Here is a 26,749-nt window from a genome sequence, read left to right as displayed (position 1 = left end):
TCCGGTGCACGACGCCCCCGGGACCGCCGCACAGGCACGGCTCGTTGCCCGTTCAGGCACAGTTCGGCCCTGCGCCGGGCGCGGTTCGCCGGCGAGCACCCCGCACCGCCGACCCCGCCCTATCGTGCGGCGAGGGGGTGATGGAGCCGTGACGGACCCCATCGTGCGGATCGAGCCCACCCGCGTGAAGGTGGAGCCCGGCGGTCAGGCCCCGGTTACCGTGACGGTCCGGAACACCAGCGACATCGTCGAGGGCTACCGGCTCACGGTGCTCGGCTCGGCGTCCGCATGGGCGGACGTCGTGACGGCGAAGGACCCCGGCCGCGACGAGTCCGACGTCGTCCGGGTCTACCCCGGCCAGGAGGCGACGGCGACGGTCGTCTTCGCTGCGCCGGCCGGCTCCGCGGGCACGGCCGGTGAGGTGCCCTTCTGCGTCCTCGCCGAATCGGTCGTCGACCCGTCGTCGTCCGCGGCCGCGGAAGGTGACCTGGAGATCGGCCGGGTGGACGGGCTGACGGCCTCGATCACGCCGGTGACGTCCACCGGCCGCTGGTCCGGCCGGCACACCGTCAAGATCAGCAACTGGGGCAACTCGGCGGCGAAGCTGCGCCTCGTCGCCTCCGACCCGGACGACGCGCTCGGCTACCTGGTCAGTCCCGAGACGCTCGACCTCCCCGTCGGCTCGTCGGCCGTGGCCGCCGTCCGGGTCCGCTCGCGCCGGCCGTTCCTCCGGGGGACACCGGTACGACTCCCGTTCCGCGTGGTGGCCGAGCCCGACCGGCCGGGAAAAGTACCCACCGCGAATCCCGCGGTGTCCGATCCCGGTCGCCCGGTCCTCGACGGCGCCCTCAACCAGAAACCGGTGCTGACGAGGGGCACCGTTGCTCTGGGGGCGCTGGGTGTCCTCGCCGCGGCGGCCGCCGTCGTGGTCCTCGTCACCGCGAAGCCGACCCCTCCACCGGTGCCGGCGGTGAGCGAATCGGTCGCGGCACCTCAGGACGTCACGGTCACTCCCGTGAGTGCCACCAGCGTGGAGGTGGGCTGGTCGCCCTTCGCTCGGCCGCCTGACGGCATCAAGATCTTCCAGATCGATCCGGCGACGAAGGGACAGCAGTTGCCCGTGACGCTGGAGGAGACAGCCGTCGCGGGCAGCAAGAACCGTGAGGTGATCCCAGAACTGCCGCCCGAACAGGAAGCCTGCTTCGAGGTCGTCGCCATACGGGGCGAGTCGGAGAGCGTCCGGACCTCGGAAGCATGCGCCACGACGCCTGCTGCACCGGTCGAGGTGACGCCGTCCGAGCCCAGCCCGTCCGAGCCCAGCCCGTCCGAGACGACGCCATCCGAGACCAGTCCATCAGTAACGACGCCGTCCGAGACCGGCCCATCGGGAACGACGCCGTCCGGGACCAGCCCTTCGGAGACCCCGCCCGCCGGTCTGCCCCAGTTCGGCGACCAGTGGGTGCTCGCCCTGCCCTTCTCTCCCGACGTCCCTGGTCAGGCCCAGATCATGGCCACGCGTCGTGAGCTGCTGGAGAACGCGGGGATGACCGTCGGTGAGCTGGAGGTCTCCGATTACCCGGACGCCTCCCAGCGGTTCCGTGCTGGATGGAAGGTGCTCTACGTGGGCCCGTTCGCCTCGAGGGCCGAGGCCGAAGCCGAGTGCGCAGCGAGCGGACTGGACCCGACGCTGTGCGGTACGCCGTATCAGCCGGGGGACCCCACGTGACGCGCTCAGCCCTGTGGGCGCTGGAGCAGCTCGACCTCGCTGAGGGCGACGAACGTGGCGCCGTCGGCGTCGGAGAGGTAGACGTCGACGACGTCGATCCGGACGCTGGTGGTGCTCACCGGTGCGAGTTCTACGACCTGCTGTTCGCCGGTGTCAGTGAGCGTCAAGGGCACGCACTCGCCATCGGAGAAGCGCAGCTCCAGAACGCGGGGACGGTGCTGAGCCAGGCGGTTGACGTCATCCGTCGGAAGTCCGGCGCGCACGACCAGCCGCCGCAGGTCGACCGGCTGCTCGAAGGTCAGGAGCAGCCCGGCAGCCGTGTTCGGCGCGCCGCAGCCCTCGGGCTCCCCCGCGCCCGTCCAGGTCGTGGCCCACGCCGAGGCCTCGTTCCCGTCGACGGCGAACGACGGGGGGAAGTCCGGATTCGCGTCGACGGCGGGGTCCAGCGTCGGCGTGATGTCCCGGACCGGTACGACGGTGCCCTTGAAGTCGTACCAGCGCGCCTTCGCCCAGCCGATCGGATCCCGGTTGCCAGCTATGACCGCGCCGACCAGGAGGAGCAGCACCAGCAGGGCGACGCCGATGCGAATCAGCCGGTAGCGCATCGGCAGGCTGCGGCGGTAGGCCCGCAACGCGGCGCGCTCCGAGGGGGTGCGATGCCCGCCGAAGATCCGTCGCCACCACGGCACCCGAGGCCGTGGCCGGGCGTCCCAAGCAGTCGCCTGCCGTGGTGGCGAGAACTCGAGGCCGCACTTGCGGCAGAACCGCAGTTCCGGCGGGTTGGCGGTGCCGCACCTCCGGCAGCCGGAGGGCGAGGGCTCCACCGCAGCCGGCTGGATGATCGTCTGCCGCGGCGGCGGGTCCATTGGGCGGACCGCCGGCTCCTGCAGCCCCCCGGCGACCCGCGCTCCGGCCGTCTGGCGGGCGGGTTCCGGATCACGCGGCGGCGGGACGGTCGACGGGACGGTTACGGCTGCCGCCACGCTGGACCCGGCAGGACCGCCGCCGGCCGTCGCGGCGACCGGCTCGGTGCGCCCGCCCTCCACCGACTCCTGCTCGGCGCGGCTCCAGTCGAGGAACGCACCGCACTGCACACAGAACTCCGTGTCCCGTGTCGCGGGCTCGCCGCACTCCGCACAGACCTCACCAGGCATGGCGCACTCCCCGTATCTCCGGAGGACCCGAATGGTGGCCCCGGGTGGATCCGGGAGCCAGGGCCTTTCGGGCAGGCTTGATGACCACCTGTGAGGCCTGCACGGCCGACCAGACCCCGGGAACCCAGTTCTGCTCCTCCTGCGGGGCCTACCTCGGCTGGGCGGAACCGCAGACGCCGGCAGCGGTTCCGGACCCCGTGCCCGGAGCGGCGGCACCACCACAGCCGGCTCCCCGGGCCCGGGAGCCGGGACCTGTGGCTCCCCGGCGGCCCACCGCCCCGGCGGTTGCAGCACCACGCGGGAGCAAGGACGAGCCTCCCGGCTTGGTCGCAGAAGCCCTCGCCCGCGTTGCGGTGAGCTCTCGGCTGGCCGTGGAGCACGACCGTCCCGACCTGGCCGAGCGCCTGGTCGCGGCACGCTCGCGGCTCACCGAGCGGGCCATACCGGTGGTCGCGGTCGGCGAGTTCAAGCGGGGCAAGAGCACGCTGGTCAATGCGCTCCTGCGCCGTTCGGTCTGCCCCGTGGACGCGGACATCGTCACCGCGGTGCCGACGCTCATCCGGTACGGGGACACCGCCGGCGCGACTGCCTTCTACCGCCAGGACTCCCCCGACCCGGACGGCCCGTCCCCGCCGCCGCGCGAACGGGCCCTGTCGATCGCCGACATCGAGAGTGCTGTCTCCGAGCTCGACCGCGATGCCGGACCGCGGCCGACATCGGTCGAGGTGCGACTGCCGCATCCCCTGCTGCGGTCAGGCCTCTGCCTGGTCGACACCCCGGGGGTCGGTGGCCTCGACTCGGCACACGGCCTGATCACCCTCGGAGCGCTCGACGAGGCGCAGGCCGTCCTCTTCGTCACCGATGCCTCGCAGGAGTTCACCGCCCCGGAGATGCAGTTCCTCCAGATGGTGGTGCAGCGGTGCCCCATGGCCGCCTGCGTCGTGACCAAGACCGACCTGTTCCCGCACTGGCGGAAGATCGTCGCGCTCGACCAGGCGCATCTTGCGCGCGCGGGCCTCGACCTCGAGGTCCTGGGGGTGTCCTCCTTCCTCCGGCTGCGCCCCGACCAGGACGCGGCCCTCACCGAGGAGTCGGGATTCCGGCCGCTCATCCGGTTCCTGGCCGCGGTCGTGTCGGGTGGTGCCGAGCGGGCGGCGCGGGCAGCCGACGCCGACGTCGCCTTCGTCGCCGCCCAACTGGGCAGGCAGGTGGAGGCGGAGCGCCAGGTCGTCTCCCGTCCGCAGGAGACCGAGCAGGTGGTCAGGCAACTGACGACGGCGCGCGCCCGCACGGAGCGGCTGTCCTCCCCGTCGGCCGGGTGGCAACAGGTCCTGACCGACCGGGTGCAGGACCTGGTGACCGACGTGGACCACGAACTGCAGCGCCGCCTCCGATCGGTCACCAGGGACGTCGAGGAGGTGATCGACCGCGGAGACCCGAAGGACGACTGGCCCGACGTCGAGGCCTGGCTGCGCCGCGAGGTCGCGGCCGAGGCGGTCGCCACCTACGACACGATGCGGACGCGTGCTGAGGCCGTCGTCACCGAGGTCGCGTCGCAGTTCGACCTCGAGGCCGGCGCGACGCTCGAGTTCCGGACGACGGCCCCGGTCGCGCACGCCGACGAGGTGGACCTCGGCGGACTCGACGCCCTGGGTCCGGGAGGACGGTTCGGCACCGCCATGACCGCCGTCCGCAGCGGTGCGTTCGTGCCGATGGCCTTGTTCGCGGCGGCCGGACAACTCCCGACCGCGGTGGCGGGGATCGCCGTGGCAGCTGTGCTCGCCCCGATCAGTCTGATGATCTTCGGTGCCATCATCGTCAAGACGGTCAGAGACGAACGACTGCGCCAGCTCGTCCACCGCAGGCAGCTCGCGAAGGCGGCCGCCCGACGGTATCTCGACGAGATCTCCTTCCGGGTCGGGAAGGACTGCCGCGACGCCCTGCGCCAGCTGCAGCGCCGGCTGCGCGACGAGTTCCAGGACCGGGCCGCCGCGATGCACCGCTCCTCGGTGGCCACGCTGGCCGCGGCCCAGGGCGCGGTGGGGCTCACCGACGCGGAGCGGACGGCCCGGAGCAGGTCCCTCGCGCAGCGGGCCGCCGAGCTCCGACGGCTGCAGGGCGGGTCCGTCGTCGCGGGCGCCCGCGCCGACGACCGGGCGGTGGCACGTGCCTGATCCGCTGACCACCGCCATCGCGGACCTGCTCCGCACGGCCGAGGGGGACGCGACCTCGGCGTCCTCCGCGGAGACCCTCGCCGGCGCTCGCCGCCGTCTCGACGAGCCGTTGCGGGTCGCCATCGCGGGAAAGGTCAAGGCCGGGAAGTCGACGTTGCTCAACGCGCTGCTGGGCGAGACCCTGGCCGCGACCGACGCGGGCGAGTGCACCCGGATCATCACCTGGTACCGACGGGCGGAGCGCCCGGAGGTACTGGTCCAGCCACGAACCGGCCCCGCGCGTGCCCGGCCGTTCGACCGGTCCGGGGGCGCGCTGGAGGTGGACCTGGGCGGACTGGCCGCCGCCGACGTGGACCATCTCGACATCGGCTGGCCGACGCACCGGCTGGCCGACCTCACCCTCATCGACACGCCGGGCATCGCCTCGCTGTCCACCGATCTGTCGGCGGAGACCTATCGGGCGCTGGCCCCGGACGACGACCGCCCGGCCCAGGCCGACGCCGTCCTGTACCTGCTGCGTCATGCTCATGCCAGCGACGTCCGGTTCCTGGAGTCCTTCCAGGACGACGACCTGGCCCACGGGACGTCGATCAACGCGGTCGGCGTCCTCGGCCGGGCCGACGAGATCGGCTCGTGCACGCCGGACGCGCTGGAGGTGGCGCGGCGGGTCGGCGAGCGCTACCAGCACGACCCCCGGCTCCGGCGGCTGTGCCCCGTGATCGTCCCCGTGTCCGGCCTGCTGGGGCTGGCGGGTGAGACGTTGCGCGAGCCGGAGCACCGCGCCCTCCGCGAGCTGGCGGAGGCGCCCGTCGGCGAGGTCACCTCCCTGCTGCTGACCGCGGACCGGTTCGCGCACCGCCCGAGCTCGCTGCCGGTCACCGAGACCGACCGCGAGCACCTGCTCGAGCGACTCGGTCTGTTCGGGGTGCGGTTGGCCGTCGACCTGATCCGCACCGGCAGGGCCCGTTCGGCGACGGACCTGAAAGCCGAACTGATCACCCGGAGCGGGCTGTCCCAGCTGCGCGGCGTCCTGCTCGTGCAGTTCACCCGCCGGGCCCGGATCCTCAAGGCCCGATCGGCGCTGGCCGCTCTGGGCGGCGTGCTCGCGGCCGGCGGCGTGCGGGCCACCGACGCGCTCCGGGCACGCTCGGAGGAGGTCGCCACCCAGGCCCACGAGTTCATCGAGGTGCGCGTGCTCAACCAGCTGCGCTCAGGTGAGCTGGAGGTCTCCGAGGAGCGGGCCGTCGAACTGGAGCGCCTGCTGGGCGCGCTCGGCCATGACGCGGCCACCCGCCTCGGCGTCCCGGCGGACACCACACCGGAGGAGCTCCGGCGACTCTGCACCGAGGCGTCGGCGCGCTGGCGACGGCTCGCTCAGCATCCGATGTCCGACCGCGGCGTACAGGTGGCCGCAGCCGTGGCCACCCGGTCGCTGGAGGGGATGCTCGCGGAGGTCAAGCGCTGAGCTCAGACGGAGTCGACGACCGCCGGGTCCGGTTCGCTGCCGAGGGCGGCGTCCACGCTCGGGTCGTCCGCCGCCGGGCCCGCGCCGGCCGGCGGCAGACCGAGGGTGCCCATGTCGAACTCCACCCCGTCGGTGATCCCGTCGCGGTTGCTGTCGATGCTGCGCAGATCGCTGCCGAGTGCGTACTCGAAGTTGTCGGCCACCCCGTCGAGGTCGGAGTCGACGGCGTCACGGTCGCTGCCGATCCGGTACTCCACCAGGTCGGAGAGCGTGTCGTGGTCCGTGTCGGCGGTCGCCGCCCCGCCGAAGCCGGCGGCCAGGAGCTCGTCCGTGGGGCGGACGTAGCCGGCGTCCGTGCCCGCCGCGACCTCCAGGTTGTCGGAGATGCCGTCCTCGTCGGTGTCCACGGCGAGCGGGTTGGTGTGCGACACCGTCGTCTCGTACAGGTCGCTGAGGGTGTCCAGGTCGCTGTCCACAGCCGCCGGGTCGGTCCCGAGGAGCTTCTCGAACTCGTCGGTCAGACCGTCCCCGTCGGAGTCGGTCGGCGGGGGCAGGTCGGCGGGCGAGTTCGCGAACGCCGCGGCGGTCGTTCCGCCGATTCCGGCACCGCCGGTCGGGGTCGCCGTGGCCAGTCCGGGGATCGTCGCGGCGTGCGTGAACCGGTCGGGATCGGCCGGGGAGATCTTGACGCCGCTCCGCGGACTCGCGGCCTCCACGATCCGCCCGTCGCCGAGGCTGATCGCCACGTGCGCCGACCTCGGACGCCCGCCACCGGGGGTCGGTTCCGAGGAGAAGGAGAAGAGCAGCGCGCCCTTCGTCTGCACGGCGTCGTCGACGGACATCGTGCTGCCCTGGCCCTGGAGCGCCAGGTACTGGGCCCAGGACCCGTCCGTGATCTCGACGCCGGCCTGACTCGCGGCCCACTGGACCAGCTCGGAGCAGTCGAACGTCTCCGGGTTCGGGTCCCCGAGGTCCGTCTCGTGACCGAAGACGTAGGTGTCGCCCACCTGCGCGAGCGCCGCCTGGACGAACGCCTCGGTCGCCCCACCACCCGCCACCGCGCCGCGGCCGCTGCCGCCGACGGCGGCAGCGGCCGCGTGCGCCTCGTCGAGATAGCTCCGGTAGTCGCGCTGGGTCCCGGCGTGGCGTGCGTGGGTGACCGACCAGGGCTGGATGTTCGTCCCGCCGCCGGACACCTCGTAGGCGGCCCGGGCATTGATCAGCGGGTCGTACAGGTCGCCCCACTTGTTGGGCCGCACGCCCGGCGACACGTTGATCTGCCACAGCCCGCGGGAGTCCTCCGTGCCCGCCGCGTTGACGGCCGGGTCACCGCCTGACTCGGCGAGCGAGATGGCGGTGAAGGTCACGGCCTGCTCGGGGCTGAAACCTCCCTGCAGCGCGACCGCGTAGATCGCTTCCGGGCTCATCCTGGGCACGGGATGTCCTTCAGATCAGTCCCTCACGCAGGGCGTAGGCCACCGCATGCGACCGGTTGCGCAACTGCAGCCGGGTGGTGATGTCGTGCAGCACGTTCTTGACGGTGCGTTCGCTGTAGCACAGCGACCGGGCGATCTCGCCGGTGTCGTGCCCTTCGGCGACCAGCCGGAGGACGTGCCGCTCCCGTTCGCTGAGCCCGGTGAAGTTGAGGCCACGGGGTGCCAGCACCTGCCGCTGCAGCTTGCCGACCTGCCCGAGCAACCGGGCGAGCAGGTCGGGCGGTACCTCCCCGTCGCCTGCGGCCACGCGCAGGATGACGCGGGCCAGCCCCTCCGGCGTCGCATCGGCGCGCCGTAGGAGACCCGAGGCGCCGGCCTCGGCGGCCGCCACCAGCGCCGCGTCGTCGAGCACCGTCGCGACGAGGACGGTGCGCGGTACACCGCCGCGCTGGACGGCACGGAGCACGCGGAGCGCGGTGTCGTCGACGACATCGGTCACGATCACCGCGACCTTCGCCAGCGCGATGTCCTGCTCCTGGACGATGAGCACTTCCGGCCGCGACCGCAGGTGGCTGACCACGCCCACCTGCGTGATCGGGTCGTTGGCGTACACGTACGTCGGGATGCGCTCTCCCATGACGTCCTCCGGACGCTCCGGCGGCCCGTTCCCCCACGGACCACTCGGGCGAAGCCTCCCCGGGGTGCTCCACATCCGGTCAACGAGGGCTCAACGGCCGGACAGGGGCCATGTGCGGTTCCCGGCGCGGGCCTCGGACTCGCGCTGGGTCGGCAGCCTCTGGCCGCCCTGGTCGACGACGAAGTTCCCGGAATCCTCCGGAATCTCGTCCGCGTCCTCGTACCCTCCGTACCGCTCGTCGGATGCGTCCGGGTTCGGGCTCAGGTATCCGGCCGCGAACCCGACAGCCGCCCCGACGAGCAGCAGGATGGCCCACAGCCTCCCCTGCGGGGATGCGATGCGGAGGACCGACAGCGAGAACGTGAGCACGAAACCGAGACCCAGGCCCGGCGCTGCCATCGTCAGGCCTCTCCGCCACCGGTTCGGGTGCAGCCTGCCCGTCGACAGACGCCAGAGGGCGGCGCCGAGGAGCAGCAGCGTGAGCGCACCGACCGCAAGTCCGAACACCATGTACACCGACGTGAGATCCCCGCGCACGTCCACCCGGAAGGCCTGGGCCGCGAGGTCGTTCCCGTCCTCGTCGAGGAGCACGACCCGTGACGGGATGAGGCCGCGGGCCTGGTCACCCAGGTCCAGCAGGTCGATCTCGTACTCGAGCCGCTCGGCCTTCGCTCCGGCGGGAACCTCGAAGTCCACCCGCGTCGTGAACACGTAGAAGGACAGGCCGAGGACGCTGCCCTCGAGCCGCACGTACGGAATGCTGAGTGGCTCGTTGCCGCGGTTCTGCACGACCACCGCGACCTGCGCGCGCTCACCGGGCTCGAGGCGCACCGCTTCGCGGTTCGTCCGGTCGACGTTGACTCCGTTGACGGTGGCCGTCCACGAGATGTTGTCGGGCAGATCCGCGCCGGACGCGACCCCGGGCGTGAGGACGAGAGCCATGGCGACGGCGACCACGACGGCGAGGACGGCGGGTCGAGGCCGACCCCCCGGTGCGGAGCCGGACCGGCGAGGACCGATGCGCATGGGATCCCCCGGTGCGGTGAAACGGATCGACCGCCCCAGGCTCGCCCCGGCCGACCGAGGCGGTCAATGTCCTTGCGGGCAGACCTACGGGCTCGTCGCGGGGTCGCGAACGGGTCGGACCTGACCGCGGATCCGCTCGGCCTGGAGGACGGCGAGGAGACCACCGGCGCCGGCGGAGACCGCCAGGACGCTGAGCACGTTCAGCAGACCGAGATCCCGTTCGGCCAGCGTCCATGCGGCCAGCACGAGCGCGAGGCCGGCGACAGCCCCGACCGCACCCATCCCCACGATGTCGGCTCTCCGGGCGGTGCGGCGGCGCCGGACCCCGCGAAGCAACGACTCCGTGTACGCGATGGCGAACAGCATCAGCAGCAGCGGCAGCCACCTGATGGCACTGCCCAACCCTCCGCCGGTCGGCTCGACGACCACGGGCTCCTGTCCTCCTCCGGTCACGGTGAACCGGACGGGTCCGGCGAGGAGATCCGAGATCGTTCCCAGCCTCACACTGGCTGTCCGGTTCTCGACGGCGTCGCGAGAAATCGGTATCCCCAGCACCTTCGCCCGCACCTCGGTACCCCCGAGGCCGGTGAGCGTCAGTGGAATCCCGAGGTCGGCGGAGAAGCGGTCGTCGTCACCCGCCGGGCCCGCGTTGACGGTGACGCCGTCCGGTGGACCAGGAGCGAGCAGCGACGGGGCCACGAGCGCCAGGAGGACGGCGACGAGCAGGAGACCACCCACGGCGGCGGCCAACTGTGCCACCCGTGCCGGGCGGCGCGTGGGCTGCCGAACCGGTGGCCCGGGGCGCCGGCGGCCGTCCGGTCGCGGCCGGTCGCCACCAGGCCCGGGTGCCGTCCCCTTCGGCGGCAGCTCCCCTGTCCCCTTGCCGCCGCGGCCCCCGGGCCCCTCCTCCGGATCCGGCTCCGGCAGATCGGGGGGCGAGGGCAGCACGCCCCCGGCGAGCAGGGCCGCACCGAGGGCGACGGCGAGCTTGGGCTGGGTGCTCACCATCACCGGGCGGCCGAACTCGTGTCCCAGGGCCTCCGCGACGAGCGGGATGCGCGCGGAACCACCGACGAGCACCACGGTCCGGACGTCCTCCGGGGAGAGGGACGCCGACTCCAGGGCACGCCGCATGCACCTGACGGTCTGCTCCACGTCCGGCCGGATCATGTCCTCGAACTCGACCCGGCTCAGGTGCACGCTCGTCGGCGGCATCCCGGGCAGCGCAACCGGGACGGCGGTCTCACTGTCCTTCGACAGCGCCTCCTTGGCGTCGGTGCACTCCCGGCGCAGCCGGACGAGGGCGGCGACGACCGCGGGCTCGTCGGGATCGAGGGCCGTGGCGGAATCCCCGAGCGACCTGAGGACGTACCGGAAGATCTTGTCGTCGAAGTCCACGCCGCCGAGCTGCTCGACGCCGTTCGGCGTCCCCAGCAGCTCGAACTCCGTCGCCGACTTGCGCAGCACCGCCGCGTCGAAGGTGCCTCCACCGAGGTCGTAGACCGCGACCGCGTCGCCGACCTGTGCCCGTTCGGTGGACGCGAAGTGGACGGCCGCGGCGGCGGGCTCGCTCAGCGTCGTCACCTCTCCGACGCCCGCGAGCCGCACGGCCTCGAGCAGGACCGAGCGCCGATGAGCACCCCAGTTCGCCGGATGGGTGAGCGCCAGCCGCTCGGGCGGTCCCCCGTACCGCCTCTCCACCTCGTCGACGACGGTGCGCAGCAGGCGGGCGGTCAGCTGCTCGGCGGTGAACTCCTGCCCGCCCAGCACGTACGGGACGCGGTCGCCGAGGCGCCGCTTGAACTCTCGCTCCAGCCGATCCGGCTGCACGGCGCCCTTGCGGACGGCCGCCTCCCCCACCAGCAGGGCGCCGTCCTCACGGACGAACACGGCGGAGGGGATCTGAGGCGCGTGGTCCCCAAGCTGCACGATCTCGGCCCGGCCGTCCTCTTCCACCGCCGCCGCGGTGAACGTCGTGCCGAGGTCGATGCCGAGCCGGTACCCCACTCCGCCTCCCTCGCAGCACGAGCCGGGTCGGAGGCGCCGCGCTCCGCGCCCGAGTCTCTTCCCTGCCGGCGCGAGGGGACAAGGTGCCGCGGGGTGCCCGATCGGGCGGCATCGGCTGCCCCTCAGGACCACCTTCGCGGCCGGCCGTGCACCGCCACACACGGGCCTGCGACCCGCCGCACACGATGCGTGCGCGCCACCCCGGGCGGCTCGGTGGCGGGCACTGAGGGCCGTGCACGTATCGAAAAGGCTGGGACCTTTTGCCCTGCCGTGAAGTTCCCGTCCTGACCAACATCGGGGACCGTCAGGGCAGCGGGAAGGACACATTCTCGTGCCCTGTCGGCAGGGGAACTCGGGGGAAGCCGATCACGCCGGGCAGTGATTTCCGGGAACACCGGACTGCACGTGCAGGTCGGAGGGGGAACATGCCAGCTGCTCGTGGTACCGCCGTGCCGGGCCCGAACCGGCGTGCCGGTCTCCAGCGCCCACGGCTCCTCGGGCCGCTGATCGATCCCGCAGGCCCCCGCCTGGCCATCGTCAGCGCGCCCGCGGGTTCCGGGAAGACGACGCTGCTCAACCACGCACTGGAACTGGCCGGCGTCCCAGCGGTCCGCTACGTGGCCACGCCGGAGGACGGCGACGAGGCGGCGCTGGTGCGGAGCCTGCGGGGCGCGATCGAGACCCAGCTCGGCGAGCCGGTAGGCGCCGCGCGGACCGTCGGTGAGCTGCTCGGGAACCTGCGGACGGCGACCCGGCCACCCGCGCTGCTGGTGATGGACGACCTCCACGAGCTGGCCGGTACCGACGCCCAGCCGGCACTCGGACGGCTCGTCCGGAACTGTCCGTCGGGGATGCGGCTGATCCTCGGCTGCCGGCGCCCGCCGTTGCCGGAGCTGCCCTCGCTTCGGCTGTCGCCGGAGGTCCACGAGATCGACGGCGAGGACCTGCGCTTCCGCTCGTGGGAGGTGGAGGAGCTCTTCGACGTGGTGCATCACCAGCCGTTGGCCCCGGAGTCGGCGGCCGCACTCGCCCGCCGGACCGGCGGCTGGGCAGCGGGCCTGGCCCTCTTCCACCTGGCCACCGTGCACCGCACCCCGGCGCAGCTGCGTCGCGCCGTCGAGGAGCTCGGTACGGGGGCGCGGTTGCTGCGCTCCTACCTGGCGAGCAACGTCCTCGCCGAGCTGCCCGACGGCAAGCGCGAGTTCCTCACGCGCACCTGCGTCCTGGGGACGCTCACCGGCCCACTGTGCGACGAGCTGCTCGGGAGGACGCACAGCCTCAGCGTGCTGGAGGAGTTCGCGGAGGCGCAGCTCTTCACGTCCTGCTCCGACCAGGGCCTCACCTTCCGGTACCACGAGGTCCTCCAGTCCCATCTGGAGGTCGCTCTGCTCGAGGAGCTCGGCCCGCAGACGACGGCCCGGTGGTACGCCCGCAGTGCGACGATCCTGGAACGGGCCGGGCTGCTCCGTGATGCCCTCCGCGCCTACGCCCACGCCGAGGACTGGGCGTCGGTGCGCCGGCTCCTGAACGCCGGCCCCGTGCCGTCGGCCGGTGGCACGTCGCCGTCCTGGCAGGAGCTGCTTCCCACCGCCCTGCGCACCGGCGACCCGTGGTTCGTGCTGGCCGGCGCCCGGCGGCACCTGCGCCAGGGTGACCTGGACACCGCCGTCCGCGAGCTCCGCCGGGCCGGAGAGCTCTCCGAGGAACCGGTCTTCCGCAGCCGCGTCCACGCCGAGCGGGCGATGGTCGAGACCTGGCGCCCGGACAGCCACCCGATCGGCCCGGTCGCCGAGGAACGCGCAGCCCAGGCGGGGTACTGGGCGGACCGCATCCTGGCCGCCGTCCACGGCTCGCCCGACCGGTGGACCAGCGCGCGTCCCTGGACCTCGGCGGACGCGCTGGCCGACGGTGTCGCGCTGCTCCTGGCGGGCCGGCCGGCCGAGGCCCTCGAGCGCTTCGAGGCCGGCACGGAGGAGCCGGAGACCGGGTGGCTGGACCGGGCCCTGGAGCTGGGCTCCCTCGTGGCGGAGCTCCTGCTGCCGGTGCCACGCCCCGGTTTCCGTGACCGGCTGGAGGGCGCGCTGCTGCGCGCAGAGGCAGACGACCTCCCCTGGCTCGCCCGCCAGGCACGGAGCCTGCTCCCGCTGGTGGTCGACGAGATCGGCCACCGGGCGCCGGTGGTCTACGAGTCGCTGCTCGCCGAGTGCGCGCTGCACGGCGACGAATGGGGCGCCGCCCTCGTCCAGCTGGTGGCCGGAGCGTCGGGAACCGTGGACTGTCCGGGTGCCGGCGGCGCCGTGCCGGCGGGCACGCGGCTCGCGGACGCCGAGCAGCGGTTCCGGAGGCTGGGCGCGCCGGTTCTGGAGCTCTGGGCGACGTGCGCCCGGGCCGTGATCCTGCAGCGTGGCGGGGACCCGTCCGCCCAAGCCGTCGGCGCGGAGGTCGAGCTCACCGCCCGCCGCATGCAGCTGCCGGCCGCGGGGGCGATCGTCCGCGCGGCAGCCGCCGCCACCAGCGGGCACGGCCCGGGTGCCCTGAACCGCGCGGCCCAGGACGGGCGCCGCTCCACCGCCGGCCTGACGTGCTTCGGCGGCTTCCGGCTCGAGGCCGTCGCCTCGGAGGGCGAGGAGCGGCACCTGGTGGACGTCGACGACGTCCGGCCCAGGGCCCGGGCGCTGCTCCGGTACCTGGCCGTGCACCTGGGCGCCGATGTCCACCGCGAACGCCTGGTCGACGTCCTCTGGCCCGGCGTGCCGCTCGCGGCGGGTACGCGCAGCCTGCAGGTGGCCGTGTCCAGCGTGCGGAAGGCGATGCAGGCCGCCGGTCTGGACGCGGCGGCCGTGCTGCGACGCCATGCCGATGCCTATCGACTGGAGCTGCCGGCGGGCAGTCGCGCCGACCTGCGGGACCTGCAGACGGAGATCACGCTGGCCGATGCCGCCCGCGCGGAGGGGGATCTGACCGCCGCCGTCCGGCACCGGCAGATCGCGCTCGCCCTCTACACCGGGGAACTGCTGCCCGAGGACGGGCCGGCGGAGTGGGTGGTCGACGAGCGCGAACGCCTCCGTCTGCTGGCCACCACGGCGGCGACGACGCTCGCCCGGGACCTGCGCACGGTCGGGCGGCTGCAGGAGGCGATCGCCGCCGCGCACCGGGTGGTGCAGATCGACCCGTGGTCGGACCTCGGCTGGCAGCTGCTGGCGGAGCTCTACGACGAGGCCGGTGATCCCGGCACGGCCACCCGCTGCCGGCGTCGGCACCAGGAGGTCGCCCGCGAACTGGTGCTGCCGGAGCAGCGCGCCCGGAACGGCACCGACCTCATCCGGCCGGATCCGGTCCGAGGATCTCCACCCGGTGCGCTACGTGGGCGGGCTTGACCGCGGCCACGAGCGCATCGAGCCGCTCGAGGTCCACGGGTGACGGATCGTCGATCCGGAGCAGGACGACGACGCTCGGCGGTGAGCTGCCCGGAACCGGCGCGTCCGGGTCCAGGGACCAGCCCGACGCCCCCGTCTCCCGGATCTCCGGTTCGGCATCGAAGGCGACGGCCACCGCCCGTCGGATCCCTTCGGCCGTACCGCGCAGCCGGTGCAGGGCGAACGCCGACCGCACCAGCTCCCGTCGGCGTCGGGGGTCGTTGCTGCCGTCGAGCGCGATCCCGACCCAGCCGGCGAGCCACTCCAGGACGTCGTCCGGCGTGGTCCCCGGGTCGAGGTAGGCCGGCAGGCTGTCGAGCGTGAGCAGGACGGGGGCGAGGACGACGTCCAGACCGCTGCAGAAGCGCTGGACGAAGTCGTCGTCCTCGTAGACCCCCGGGAGGGTCTGCGCCATCGGGTGCGGCGTGGTCAGCGCCGGCAGCAGCCCCCTCATCGCTGGATCCGCACCTGGTGGGCGTAGGAGTGGACCAGGCCGTGGGGAGGCAGGTCGAGTCGCTGGACCGCCGCCGCCCGGTTCCCGTCGGCGTCGGCGGGGAACAGCTGCAGGTCGATCTCGCCGGACAGGTCCAGCCCGGGGAGCGCGGCGAGGGCGGCGTGCACCTCGGGCGCCCGGACCGCCCGCCCGAAGGGCCACCCCCGGCCGTCCGGACCGCCCTCGACCGGGTGGAAGAGCCGGTAGAGCGACCGCAGGACCTCGCGGCGGACCTCGGCCGGGTCGTGACCGCGACGGGCCGTGGCGCGGACGACGACGGTCAGGCCGACGTAGGCGGCCGGCAGCACGAGCACGCGCGTGCCGACCAGCCGCCGCTCCTCCAGCCGCGCCCGAACGTCGGCCAGCATCGACCCGGGTGGCTCCAGGTCGCGGCGGTCGATCGCCCCGAGCGGATCGCCGGCCACCTGCGGCACGACCAGCACGCGCACGGTGCCTGCCTCGGCGGGATCGGCCGAGGGAAGGCACAGGACGCGGGCGGCTCCCGGGGCGGCCTCGCGCGCGAGGAGCTCGAAGTCCTCGGCGGTGACCGCCCGGCCGCTGGAGCGCAGCAGGACCGGGCCGCGCACCTTGGCGTCGTCGACCGTCTCGGCCTCCACGCCGCCGACCGCGGGTGCCCGGTTCTCCACTCGTGCGACGTACGGAACGCTCGTCTTGAGCACGCGGACCTGGCCCCGCGCCACGTTCCCGCGCCGCCCGCCACCCGTGTGATAGCCGGTCAGTCGGAGCACCGCTCCCCGGGGCGGCACGGCACCGTACTGGCGCAAGGTGCCGTCGGACTCCCTGACCGCCGGTCCCAGCTCGATCTCCCCCGCCGCGAGATCCATGCGGAAGTGCTGGGCGTCCGGACCGGAGTCGGCGAAGTGGGGCACCGGGGTCCACTCGCGCCACTCCTCGCCGTCGCTCACCTGGAGGATCGACGTCTCGGGCCAGGGGACCACCGGCCGGCGACGCAGCGGCAGGCGCTGCCCCGGGGTGCCCTCGGAGGTTCCGAGTTCCTCGTCCCGTACCGCCTCGGCGTGGGCCATCTCCACCGTGCCGCCCACCGTGAACGCGGTCAGCCGCCGGATCCGCGGCGACTCCTGGTACGGGCGCTCACCCGGCAGCGTGGGCCGGATCCGGCAGCGCAGCCAGCCGGCTCGCTGGCGGGCCTTCAGCGACGCCTGGTGGTCGCCCGGGACGTGCAGCACGACGTCGCCGGCCCGGTTGAAACCGCCGGTGTCGTCCCGCTCGACGTCGCAGCGGCTCCAGCCGGTCCCGTTCCACGCCTCCCAGACGAGCGGCGGGTTCCTCGGGTCGACGCCCACGCCCTGGACGGGGCAGTCCACTCGGAGGAGGACCGCGCAGTGCGGAACGGCCGCCGACAGCCCGACCAGGAGCGCGTCACCCGGCGCGGGTTCCGGGGAGAAGCAGGCGAATCCCCCGGGGACCAGCAGTTCACGACCCCGGTCGACCGGGTCCTGTCCCGCGGTCTCGCTGGCGACGTGGGCGAAGGAGCACGCGACGATGTCCAGACCCCGGACGGTGCTGAAGACGACGGGATCCTGGACGTCGGTGCGCGGCGTGGCCACCTCCGTCTCCGCGCGGACGTGGACGGTCTGCGGCTGTGGGGCCGCGAGCCAGAAGGTCACCTCGCCGCGCGCCGGCGCGGGCGGCAGCAGCTCCACGCCCAGCAGGTCCAGGAACTTGACGTAGTGCCGGTCGGGCACGCGGTTGAGCCGGTAGATCACCTGGTCGACCATCTGGGCGAACGCCTCGATGAGCGTCACCCCCGGGTCGGAGACGTTGTGGTCGGTCCACTCGGGACACCGCTGCTGCACCAGGCGCTTGGCGTCGTCGACCAGGTCCTGGAAGTGCCGGTCGTCGAGGTGGGGAGCGGGCAGGGGCACCTCAGGCTCCTCTCAGGAGGACCGGGGCGGCCTCCACCGGTATCGCTTCGGCCCGCTCGCCGCCGGGGATGGCGTAGAAGGGGAAGACGAGGTTCCGGACGTCGTTGGTGTCCCGGACGGCGTAGTGGACGTCGATGTAGAGCGTTCCCGCGTCCACCCGGTCGAACGCGATCGACACGTCCATGACGTCGATCCGCGGCTCCCACCGGTCCAGCGCCGCCCGCACGTCCTGGGCGATCTGTCCGGCGGTCGCGGCGTCGGCCACCCCGAAGACGTGCTCGCCGATGCGGCAGCCGAACTCCGGGCGCATCGGCCGCTCGCCGGGCGACGTGGCGAGGATGAGCCGGATCGCCTCCTGCAGCTCGCGGTCCCGCCGGACGAGGGCGATGCTCCCGGTCGCGTCCGTGCGCACCGGGAACGCCCACCCGGCACCGACGAAGTCCGTGCTCACGCTGCCAGCTCCTCAGTTGATCCGGACGATCGCGCCCTTGACCTCGGCGCTGGTGCGGCCGACGAGTTTCGCCGTGGTGCCGGTCAGCTCCACCGCGGTTCCGGCCGTGACCGTGACGCCGCCGCCGCCGCTGTCGACGGTCACGCCGCGGGTGGCGGTCACCTCGACCGTCGCGCCCTTCAGCTCCAGCTTCGACTGCTTGGCGTCGACGACGACACCCTTGGCGCCCTCCACGGTCACGGTGCCGTCGCTGTGCACCGTGACCGCCGTGCCGGTCGCGTCGAGGACGAGTCGCAGGGCGTCGTCGGCCGTGGTCAGGGACAGGCCCTCGGTCCGGCCGTCCTCGTCGAGCAGGTCGATCCGGTGCCCGCGGCGGGACACGAGCGAGCGCCGGTTGACCGCACCGGTGCCCCCGTCCACGACGTCGACGGGTCCCTTCGCGGGTATGTCGACCCCGTTGTAGAGGCCGCCGAGCACGTACGGCCGCCCGGCGCCGTCCAGGCCGACCAGCACCTCGTCCCCGACCTCGGGAAGCACCAGCGCACCCCGGTCCCGCCCGGCGCCGGGCTGCACCGTGCGCGCCCAGTCGCTGACGTAGTCGTCCGAGAGCGAGGGGAACGTGAGCTTCACCCGGCTCTGCTGCTGAGGGTCGTTGGTGTCGCTCACCTGCGCGACGAGGACACCCCCGGGGCCACCCCGGCCGCCTCCTGAAGTCAGTCCGAGCAGGCTGCGGTCCTGCCGGCCGCTGACCGTCAGGGCCGTGGTGTAGCCGGTCGCGGCGTCGTAGCTGTGCCGGGACGAGGTGATCGTGTACTTGCCGTCGAAGGGGGCGCCGACGTTGCCGATCGTGAAGGCGACGTCGGCCCGCAGCCGGGCGTTCCCGCGGGCCAGACCGCTGAACTCGGCGAAGGCCCCGGCGAGCTGGTCGGCCAGCGCGGTCGCGGCCACGTCGACCTCGGCCTGCGTGCCGTAGGGCACGTCCCCCGAGACGTACGTCCGGTTGCCGAACGTCGTGGCCAGACCGGCCGGGTCCACACCGGTGAGCTCTGCGGTGTTCGTCCTCGCCGCCGCGGTGCCGACCAGCGGTCGCTTCTGGGCCACGTCCCACCCGCGCACCTGGACCTCGCCGACCTGCTCGGCGGCGGTGACGACCGCACGGAACCGCAGCAGGTCCGCGCCCAGCTGCAGCACGAGGGGGTTCTCGTCCGCTCGTTCGTGCCCCGGGGCGGTCGACGCGGTCTTCGGCGCGCGGAAATCCAGCTTGCCCTCCCGGACGGCGACCTCGAAGCCGATCTCACGGGCGAGGGACTCCAGGAACTCCCAGTCGCTCGCCCCGGTCTGGGCCACGTGGTCGAAGACGGTCGTCGTGGGCTGCACGTCGCCGAGCTGCAGCTTCGCGCGACGGGCCACGGCGGTCATCACGTCCGAGGCGGTGACCTGGGTGTAGGCGTGCGTGCCCCGCCCGCGGAAGAGCCGGTGGGCGTGGTCGTAGCCCCGGACGACGGTGAACGTCCCGGTCGTGTCGAAGTCGACCTCGAGCGACGTCACCTCCCCCGCGACCAGCAGCGCCGGCGCCTGCTCGTCGCCGGTCAGGACCGACACCGTGACGGCCGCGCCGATCGTTATGCCCGTCTTGCTCAGCACCAGCCGGTCGGGATCGCGGAAACGCAGCACGAAGAGGTCGGGCAGGTTGAGGCTGTCGTCGACGTAGGCGTAGGTCAGCAGCGGTTCGATGTCGGCGGGGAGGGCAGCGCCCGCGACCTCGACGAGAAAGGCATTGGTGATCGCCACCGGCTCAGCCCCCGCCCCGCCCGAGTTCCTCCAGGGCCGGGACCAGGAGCGTGGCTCCCGGGCGCACCCGGAGGGGGTCGTCGATGCCGTTGAATGCGGCGAGGGGCCGCCACATCGCCGGATCGCCGTACTGCCGGAACGCGACCGAGGCGAGCGTGTCGCCCGCGACGACGGTGTGCAGCCGGCGGGCCGCGACGGCACCGGAGGTGGGGTTCTGCTTGGCGGTGACCCCGGGCATCTCCTCCATCGAGACGCTGCAGGTCGCCCTGATCGGTGTGCCGTCCGAGTCGAACAGCGTGTACTTGGCGCTGACCGAGGTGACGTAGGCCGGGAAGCTGCGCGTCGTGCCCCACTTCAGCACCACGAGGGGCGGGGAGGCCTTCTTGTCCTTCAGGCTCTCCTCGGTCGGTACGCAGCAGGCGAAGAGCTTCTCCACCGCCGTCACCACGGTGCGGTCGTGCGTGCCGGAGGCGTCGAAGAACATCTCCACGCTCAGCTTGCCCGGCCCGGCGCCGGTGAACTCCGGAGGTCCGGCCTTCTGCGCCCCGCGGGCGGGTTTGCTGGTCCAGGTCGCGGACTTCGCGATCGTGAACTCCTTGGGATTGAACTGGAACTCCAGTCGGTCCCGCGGACCGCCGAGGTCCTTTCCGCTGCCCCCGGGCTTGGCGTCGTAGACGGTCAGCTCCGCTCGGGCGAACGTCGCCGTGCGCGGCTGTGGTCCCTTGGCGTCCTTGGCGATGTCGGGTCGGGCCGGTGGGTCCTTCTGCTCGGCCGACGTCTCCAGGCCGATGACGGCGGTCATCTGACCGGCCCGTTGCTGGGCAGGATTCCGTGGTGGGCGATCTCGATCGTCTCCATGGCGATCTTCGCCGACTCGGCGTTGAGACTCGGTCCGGTCCAGCGCACCGGTACGACCCCGAGCAGCTCCCAGGCCGCGACGACGTCCCCCTTCGCCGTCATCGCGGCGATGATGGCCGTCTTCGGCTTCGTCCCGCCGGCGACCTCGGCGATCCACGCGGCGACCTGGGAGGTGTCCGCGCAGACCGCCCGGCTGAGCTTGACGTTCGAGTACTTGATCCGCGACGGCAGCTGCCAGACGAAGCCGTTGTTGCCGCCCTCCTCGCGCTGTTCGAGCACGACCTCGCAGCCCAGTCCCTCGCAGCTGCTGAAGCTGCCGAGCTTCGCGCCGTCGATGGAGACCCCGAAGCACGTCGTGACGGCGAGCTCTGCCGTGGCTCGGTCGGTGATGGTCACTGGCCCTCCTGGATCGCCTGGTGCCTGGTCGCCTGGTGCCTTGATCGCCAAAGTGCCTTGATCGCCTAGCGCCGCAGGTCCGTGATGAGGCCCGCGCGCTCACGGTCGAGCCGGAGCTCATCCTTGAGCCGGGCGGACAGCGGGTCGTAGAGCCGCCGCACGAGCTCGTCCAGTGCCGCGGCGGACGGTGCCGCCGTCGCCCCGGCCGCAGCCGGCGCCGGCGCGGCAGCGGTGGCGGGCTCGGGGGGCGGGGCGGCGACGGGCTCAGGCGCGGGCGTGTCGAGGCGCTGCACGACCTCCTGCCGGTCGTGCAGCACGGCCGCCGAGGGCGGGATCGACTCCGTCGGGACCGCGCCGTCGTGCGGCGCCGTCTCCCTCGCGACGGTCAGCACCCCTGCCGCGCCCCAGGGAGCCGGGGCGAACCTGGCACTGCCGGCCGGACCGCGCGCGCCGTCCGTCCAGGGCACCGGTCCGGGACGGACGGCGTTCCTTGTGCCCTGGACGGACGTCCCGGCCGGGACACGCTGGACGGCCGCTGCGTCTCCCGGCCAGGTCACGGCGGCCGGTGGCAGACCGTCCCGGACCGACGGGCCCCCGTTCCCCCCGACGTCCGCCGGCCGGGCGAGAGGGGGCACGCCGGCCCCCGTCAGCGGACCGGCGACGGACGGCCCCGCGCCCAGCAGTGGGACGACGCGGGCCACGACCGGGACGGGCGGCAGCCCCTGCCCGACCGCCGGATGCAGGTCATCCATCCCCGCCGAGCCGGTCGGGGCCGGCGCCACCGCCGGTACCGGCCCACCCGGCGACACGGGAGGCAGGCCGGTGTCGACGTCGTCCGCTGCCCGAGGAGGGGACGACCCGGGCAGCGGGGGGATGGCCAGCACGGTGTGGTCGGTGCCGCGCTCGAACGCGGGCGCCGGTACTCCGGACCGATGCGGCGAGGGCTGGACGGAATCGGCCGGGACGGCGATCCGCTGGAGGTCCAGGGGCCCGGTCAGCGGCTCGCCGAGTCCCGGCCGCCGTGGCCGGGATGCCGGGGCTTCGGGGGGCGAACGGTCCTGTCGGGTTCCCGCCGGCACCGGGAGCACGGTGTCGCCGGACAGCGGCGCGACCGGGACGCGCTGCACCGGGGCGGGCACGAGGTCCGACCCGGTCGCCGACACAGCCAGACGCGAGGGGTCCGGAACCCCCGGCGCCGGATGAGACGCGCCGGCCGGACCCCCGCGGGCGCCGTCCCGGGCGCCACCTGCCGACGGATCCGCCTCCGGCGCCGGACCGGTCCCCGGCCAGTCGTCATCCGCCGCACGCGGCGGCATCGGCATTCCCAGCGGGGGAACCTCGACGGTGCCCACCGAGACCTCGTCGGCCGGCATCCGCGACACCGTCGGCGAACCGGCGGCGAGGAGAGGGGCCTCGACCGGCTCCGCGCCGGCGACGGACGCGTGGTCGTCTGGGTCGTCGGTGCCGGTCCGGCCCGCCGGCGGCACGGCCCGGGGGGCCGACGGCACGGCCAGGCCGTCGACGGCGGGCTCCCGCACGCTGCTCGCTGCCTCCTCGTGCCGCTCGCCCGCGCTCCGCGACGTCCCGGGCACCGGCCCGATCGCCGTCCCGCCGGCCAGTGGCGCGTCCTCGGACACCAGTGCCCGCTGGACCTCGGGGGCCGGAGGGAGCCCGGCCTGCTGGGCGACGGCGGACCGGTCGGGCGGGAAGGGCTGCGCGCGCACATCCGCGGGGAGGACGACCGACCGGCTGACGACGGGCGCCCCGGCGGCCGCCGCTTCGGGGGCGGCGGCATCCGGCTCCGACTCCGGGGCGACGGCGCCGGCGGGGACGACAGGTCTCTCCGTCGATCCCGCCGACGGCGGCATCGCCCCGGCGGGGTCCACGACACCCGACGGCACCGTCCCGGAGGACAGCGGGGGGTCGGGAGCCGGGCGCGACGCCGTCCCGATCCCGGGAGGCGGCAGGACGGGGTGGGGGTCCCCGGAGGCCCCGGCCACCTGACGCTGCACAGCGCCGGACCCGTGTGCCCCCACGGTCTCGGCCGACGTCCCCAGCGATCCCACCGGACGGGGAGCCGCGGCCGGTCCGGTCGGCGCTGCTGCTGCGATCGGCCCCGCCGGGGTGTCATGGAGGCGGGCCGGGCCGACGTGGCGCGTCGGCTCGGCGCGGGAGACGGTCGGCGTCCGCGGGCCGGAGTTCCCCCCGGCGTCCTCGTCCCGTCGCTGGATCGCCGGCGGGAGGAGCGCCTCGCCCGGACCCCGTTCCCCCACGCTCTCCTCTCCCCCGATGACGCCGACGAGCGGGCGTGCCTCCGCCGCCCGCTCGTCATCCGTGTCCGTCTGCTCCGCCGGGGAGGCCTCGACCGACGTCTCGGCGGAGGCCTCGGCAGCTGCGGGCTCGGGCCCGCCCGTCGCCATGAGCTGCGCGACGGGAGGCTGCTCCGGGGGTGCGACGACGGGGCGGAACGCGGCCGGATGGTCGATCGCGGGGGCGACGGTCGGGGCCGCCGTCGGGGGGGCGGCCCCGTCGACGGCGGAGAGGATGCGGGGGGCGGGCGTCAGCTCCGGCTCGTCCTCGGGCGGTCCCGCCGGAGCGGGGGTCCCGTGGGGCCCGGAGGCTCCGGCTTCGACGGCCTGCTGCGCGGACAGGATCGGGAGGTGGCCGCGCCGGATGCTCCTCTGCAGCGTGCGGCGTCCCCCGGGCGGCCGGAACCCCGGGAGGTCCGGCGCCGGCCCCGCAACTGCTCGGCCGGCGGTCGGGGTCACGAGACCGTCCACAGTCCCCCCGGGCGCCCCGTCGTGGAGCAGGTGGCCGAGCGGCGCGAGGAACCGGGGATCGCGCCAGCTGCTCAGCGCTGCTGTCAGCCGCTCCCGGGGAGCGATCGTCTCGACGGGCGTCAGGACGCGCTGGAGCGGCGGCAGCAAACTCCAGGCCGGGGCATCGGCCGCGACCGGAACCGCGGCCGGAGGAGCCGGCGCGGACCGCCGGAAGGGCCACCGTGGGATCACCGCAGCTCCTGCTGGACGCGGGCGTTGATCCGACCGATCTCCTCCACGTAGCGGCGCCGGTCGGCGTGCTCGAGGTCGAGGAGGTCGTCGAGCGACCAGTGCAGGTGATAGGCGACGTACGCGACCTCCTCGTGGAGGCGGTCGGCCGCGTACGTCACGATTCCCCCAGGCGCCCGCCCGCGATGTCGACCGTGAAGGAGTGCTCGCAGGAGGGGCAGGTCACCGCTGCTCTGGTGTGTCCCTCCTGATTGACCCGCCGGTAGAGGTCCTGCAGGAACGCGAGATCCGACGCGAACAGGTCTTCCATGATCCCGGCGTGCACGTCCTCGATGGCGCCGAGCCGGGTGACCACGCGCGCCAGCAGCACCACGGTGAGGAAAGCCGGGTTCTGGCGCACGCGGTCGTCGCGGAGCGGAATGAGCTCGTCCCGGGCCGTGGCCAGCCGCATGACGCCGTCCCGGTGGACGGTGCCTGCCGCGTCGACGTAGCCGCGCGGCAGCACGAAGGAGAACTCGGTGCGCAGCCGTTCCGCCGGCGCCGGCTCACGGGCCGGCGGCGGGGGCCGTTCGTCCAGCAGGACCCCCCGGTGGGCCCGCTGCATCACTCCACCTCGACTTCGGCGCAGTTGAGGGTCAGCTTCTCGGTGAGCAGGGCCGTGTCGCCCGACTTCATGCTGCTGATCTCGAGCGACTCCGGCCAGACGTCCTTGAGGTTGTACCGGCGGATCGGTTTCTGCTGGTAGTCGAAGACGATGATCGCGCCGCCCTTGCGCACCTTGCCCATGTCGCCGAGACGGGAGTCCTTGATCCAGTCGTTGAACGAGCTGCTCTCCGTCATCGCACGGGTCAGGGTGATCTTGCACGGCTTGGGGCGGCCGGGGAGGAACCGGTTGATGTACTTGCCGTCGACGGTGTTCTCCTTCATCTCCACCGCGATCTGCTCCAGCTTCAGCCCGCTGACCTCCTGGATCTGCGTGACCATCTGACCGTCGATCTCGCAACCGAACGAGTGGGCGACACCGCCGTCGAACTCACCGAATGGCATGGCAATCCTCTGCTTCCCTGTCCTGGTCCGTTATTCGCTGACGAGACTCGTGCCGCCGGAGAACTGCGCGAGCCGGAACACCACGAACTCCGCCGGCTTGACCGGTGCGACGCCGATCTCGCACATGACCTGGCCCGCGTCGATGCCTTCGCTGGGATTGGTCGACTCGTCACACACGACGTAGAACGCCTGCTGCGGCGTCGCACCGAACAGGGCTCCCTTGCGCCACTCGTTGACGAGGAAGGCGCTGATCGTCCGGCGGATGCGGGCCCACAGGGCCTGATCGTTCGGCTCGAAGACGACCCACTGGGTCCCGCCCAGGATGGATTCCTCGAGGTAGTTGAACAGCCGGCGGACGTTGAGGTAGCGCCACGCCGGGTCGGACGAGAGGGTGCGCGCCCCCCAGACCCGGATCCCGCGCGCGGGGAAGAACCGCAGGCAGTTGATGCCGACCGGGTTGAGCAGGTCGTGCTCGTTCTTCGTGATCTGGATCTCCAGCGCGACCGCGCCGCGGACCACCTCGTTCGCGGGCGCCTTGTGCACCCCCCGGCTGTCGTCGTTACGACCCCAGATGCCGGCGACGTAGCCGCTGGGGGGCGCCATGACCGTTCCGGCGCCGCCGTCCGAGACCTTGATCCACGGCCAGTAGAGCGCGGCGAACTTCGAGTCGTAGCCCGCGCTGTCGACCCGCCACTCCTTGACCTGCTGGGCGTTCAGACCCGGCGGGGGGTCCAGGATCGCGATCCGGTCACCCATCAGCTCGCAGTGGGCGATCATCCCCAGCTGCACCGCCTGGACCGTCTCGAGGTCCACGGCACCCGTCTGATAGGCGCTCATGAGGTCGGGGACGCAGACCATCGTCACCTCGTCGACCGCCTCGAGACCACCGAAGCCGGTCCGCTCGGAGACGTCGCCGACGTAGTCGTCGGCGGACAGCCGTGGTGTGGGCACCGCCGACGGCGGGGGCGGGGCCACCAGATCGACGGCCGTGCCGTAGGCCGGCCGCTCGATCGCCGCTCCCTGGGCGGTCTCGTCCAGATGGATGAGCTTGGACTTCGCGTTCACCATCGTGGCGACGTTCTGCTTCCCACGCCCGGTGGTCGCCCGGTCGTACTCCTCGCGGACCTGCAGTCCCTGCTTCACGACGAGCTTGAACATGTCGTCGGTGGGTTCCTCGCCGCCGGGCGGAGCCACCTCGACGGTGAGCTCGTTGGCCGCGTCGCCGTCCGTCAGCGCGACGATCCGGTACGCCCCGAGATCCGCCTGGGCCCGGCCGGGCGACTCCGGCAGACTGCGGCCCCCGTTGCCGCGGGCTCCCCCGCCGTTGTGCGCCGCGCCACCGTCCTCACCGACCCGGACGACGTAGCAGTTCCCGCCGCCGTTCATGAAGTAGCCGTACACCGACAGGCCGAGGTACGACCCGGGGACGATGTCTCCGAAGATCCCCCGGTACTGGTTCCAGTTGCTCACCAGGGTGGGCTGGTTGAAGGGCCCCGTCTCTGCCAGCCCTACGAAGGCGGCCACCGCCGTGCCCACGCCCTCGATCGGCCGGGATCCCGACTCGACCTCCTCGACGTACACACCGGGTGAGAGATAGGTGGGCATCGGGACCTCCTCGGACACGGACCGGCACGAGGTTCGTCGAACCGGTACGAGGAGCGTGGCGGCCGCAGCCCGGCGCGCAGAGGGACCCAGGGCCGATGAGGCGGGCAGACCGACCTGCCCCAACGGGAAGGCCGATCGCCCCCACGGGCGAC

Annotated in this window: 20 protein-coding genes; 4 read left to right on the top strand and 16 right to left on the bottom strand. The window is 73.5% G+C overall.

Going from position 1 to position 26,749, the window contains the following annotated elements; genetic code table 11:
- Positions 1 to 148: 148 nt before the first annotated feature.
- A complete protein-coding gene (locus E4P39_RS22840) occupies positions 149 to 1,726 on the top strand; it encodes a fibronectin type III domain-containing protein (protein ID WP_245159659.1) in 1,578 nt (525 codons plus the stop codon).
- A 5-nt stretch (positions 1,727 to 1,731) separates the two neighbouring features.
- Here E4P39_RS22840 and E4P39_RS05815 read toward each other — a convergent pair whose 3' ends face one another.
- Complete coding sequence (locus tag E4P39_RS05815; RefSeq protein ID WP_135135451.1) at positions 1,732 to 2,820, bottom strand: hypothetical protein; 1,089 nt, start codon at positions 2,818 to 2,820, stop codon at positions 1,732 to 1,734.
- Between the two features lie 383 nt (positions 2,821 to 3,203).
- On the opposite strand from E4P39_RS05815, the gene E4P39_RS05810 reads away from it, so the two are divergent.
- The gene (locus tag E4P39_RS05810; protein ID WP_167761638.1) at positions 3,204 to 5,054 is read left to right on the top strand and encodes a dynamin family protein; all 1,851 of its coding nucleotides are present in this window, start codon (positions 3,204 to 3,206) and stop codon (positions 5,052 to 5,054) included.
- Complete coding sequence (locus tag E4P39_RS05805; protein WP_135135449.1) at positions 5,047 to 6,519, top strand: dynamin family protein; 1,473 nt, start codon at positions 5,047 to 5,049, stop codon at positions 6,517 to 6,519. Before E4P39_RS05810 ends, E4P39_RS05805 begins: the two co-directional genes overlap by 8 nt.
- Before the next feature lie 2 nt (positions 6,520 to 6,521).
- On the opposite strand, the gene E4P39_RS05800 is transcribed toward E4P39_RS05805, so the two are convergent.
- From E4P39_RS05800 to E4P39_RS05785, 4 genes are all read right to left on the bottom strand, one after another.
- Positions 6,522 to 7,946 carry an NlpC/P60 family protein gene (locus E4P39_RS05800; RefSeq protein WP_245159681.1) on the bottom strand — a complete coding sequence of 475 codons (1,425 nt, stop codon included), beginning with the start codon at positions 7,944 to 7,946 and terminating at the stop codon, positions 6,522 to 6,524.
- Between the two features lie 19 nt (positions 7,947 to 7,965).
- Positions 7,966 to 8,592 (bottom strand): LuxR C-terminal-related transcriptional regulator, encoded by a 627-nt coding sequence (locus E4P39_RS05795; protein WP_135135447.1) that lies wholly within the window; start codon positions 8,590 to 8,592, stop codon positions 7,966 to 7,968.
- Positions 8,593 to 8,682: 90 nt separating this feature from the next.
- A complete protein-coding gene (locus tag E4P39_RS05790) occupies positions 8,683 to 9,549 on the bottom strand; it encodes a hypothetical protein (protein WP_135135446.1) in 867 nt (288 codons plus the stop codon).
- A 153-nt stretch (positions 9,550 to 9,702) separates the two neighbouring features.
- On the bottom strand, positions 9,703 to 11,625 hold the full coding sequence (locus E4P39_RS05785) for an Hsp70 family protein (RefSeq protein WP_167761637.1): 1,923 nt from the start codon (positions 11,623 to 11,625) through the stop codon (positions 9,703 to 9,705).
- A 425-nt stretch (positions 11,626 to 12,050) separates the two neighbouring features.
- Here E4P39_RS05785 and E4P39_RS05780 point away from each other — a divergent pair, with 425 nt between their 5' ends.
- Entirely contained in the window at positions 12,051 to 15,002 is a 2,952-nt protein-coding gene (locus E4P39_RS05780) for a BTAD domain-containing putative transcriptional regulator (RefSeq protein WP_135135444.1), read from the top strand.
- On the opposite strand, the gene E4P39_RS05775 is transcribed toward E4P39_RS05780, so the two are convergent.
- The 11 genes from E4P39_RS05775 to E4P39_RS05725 form a co-directional block, all read right to left on the bottom strand.
- Entirely contained in the window at positions 14,944 to 15,495 is a 552-nt protein-coding gene (locus E4P39_RS05775; protein WP_135135443.1) for a phage tail protein, read from the bottom strand. The genes E4P39_RS05780 and E4P39_RS05775 overlap by 59 nt on opposite strands.
- Positions 15,492 to 17,441, bottom strand: coding sequence for a putative baseplate assembly protein (locus E4P39_RS05770; protein WP_135135442.1), 1,950 nt, complete (start codon positions 17,439 to 17,441; stop codon positions 15,492 to 15,494). The genes E4P39_RS05775 and E4P39_RS05770 overlap by 4 nt, the downstream gene beginning before the upstream one ends.
- Position 17,442: 1 nt before the next feature.
- Entirely contained in the window at positions 17,443 to 17,892 is a 450-nt protein-coding gene (locus tag E4P39_RS05765; protein ID WP_135135441.1) for a GPW/gp25 family protein, read from the bottom strand.
- Positions 17,893 to 17,904: 12 nt separating this feature from the next.
- Positions 17,905 to 19,683, bottom strand: coding sequence for a VgrG-related protein (locus tag E4P39_RS05760; RefSeq protein WP_209306368.1), 1,779 nt, complete (start codon positions 19,681 to 19,683; stop codon positions 17,905 to 17,907).
- Positions 19,684 to 19,687: 4 nt separating this feature from the next.
- The gene (locus E4P39_RS05755; RefSeq protein ID WP_135135440.1) at positions 19,688 to 20,485 is read right to left on the bottom strand and encodes a LysM peptidoglycan-binding domain-containing protein; all 798 of its coding nucleotides are present in this window, start codon (positions 20,483 to 20,485) and stop codon (positions 19,688 to 19,690) included.
- The gene (locus E4P39_RS05750; RefSeq protein ID WP_245159658.1) at positions 20,482 to 20,937 is read right to left on the bottom strand and encodes a phage tail protein; all 456 of its coding nucleotides are present in this window, start codon (positions 20,935 to 20,937) and stop codon (positions 20,482 to 20,484) included. Before E4P39_RS05750 ends, E4P39_RS05755 begins: the two co-directional genes overlap by 4 nt.
- Positions 20,938 to 21,002: 65 nt before the next feature.
- On the bottom strand, positions 21,003 to 23,705 hold the full coding sequence (locus E4P39_RS05745) for a hypothetical protein (protein WP_167761635.1): 2,703 nt from the start codon (positions 23,703 to 23,705) through the stop codon (positions 21,003 to 21,005).
- Positions 23,706 to 23,944: 239 nt separating this feature from the next.
- Entirely contained in the window at positions 23,945 to 24,106 is a 162-nt protein-coding gene (locus tag E4P39_RS05740) for a DUF6760 family protein (RefSeq protein ID WP_135135438.1), read from the bottom strand.
- On the bottom strand, positions 24,103 to 24,549 hold the full coding sequence (locus E4P39_RS05735; protein WP_135135437.1) for a hypothetical protein: 447 nt from the start codon (positions 24,547 to 24,549) through the stop codon (positions 24,103 to 24,105). Before E4P39_RS05735 ends, E4P39_RS05740 begins: the two co-directional genes overlap by 4 nt.
- Positions 24,549 to 24,992, bottom strand: a complete 444-nt coding sequence (locus E4P39_RS05730) for a phage tail protein (protein ID WP_135135436.1) — start codon at positions 24,990 to 24,992, stop codon at positions 24,549 to 24,551. The genes E4P39_RS05735 and E4P39_RS05730 overlap by 1 nt, the downstream gene beginning before the upstream one ends.
- A gap of 30 nt (positions 24,993 to 25,022) precedes the next feature.
- Positions 25,023 to 26,597: a phage tail sheath subtilisin-like domain-containing protein gene (locus E4P39_RS05725; RefSeq protein WP_135135435.1), complete on the bottom strand. Its 1,575-nt coding sequence runs from the start codon at positions 26,595 to 26,597 to the stop codon at positions 25,023 to 25,025.
- Positions 26,598 to 26,749 lie beyond the last annotated feature (152 nt).

Origin of the sequence: Blastococcus sp. CT_GayMR19 (genome assembly GCF_004570385.1) — a bacterium.
In the GTDB taxonomy this organism is placed as follows: Bacteria; Actinomycetota; Actinomycetes; order Mycobacteriales; family Geodermatophilaceae; genus Blastococcus_B.
Note: the sequence above shows the minus strand (reverse complement) of the source record. Positions and strands in the feature narration are given on the sequence as shown.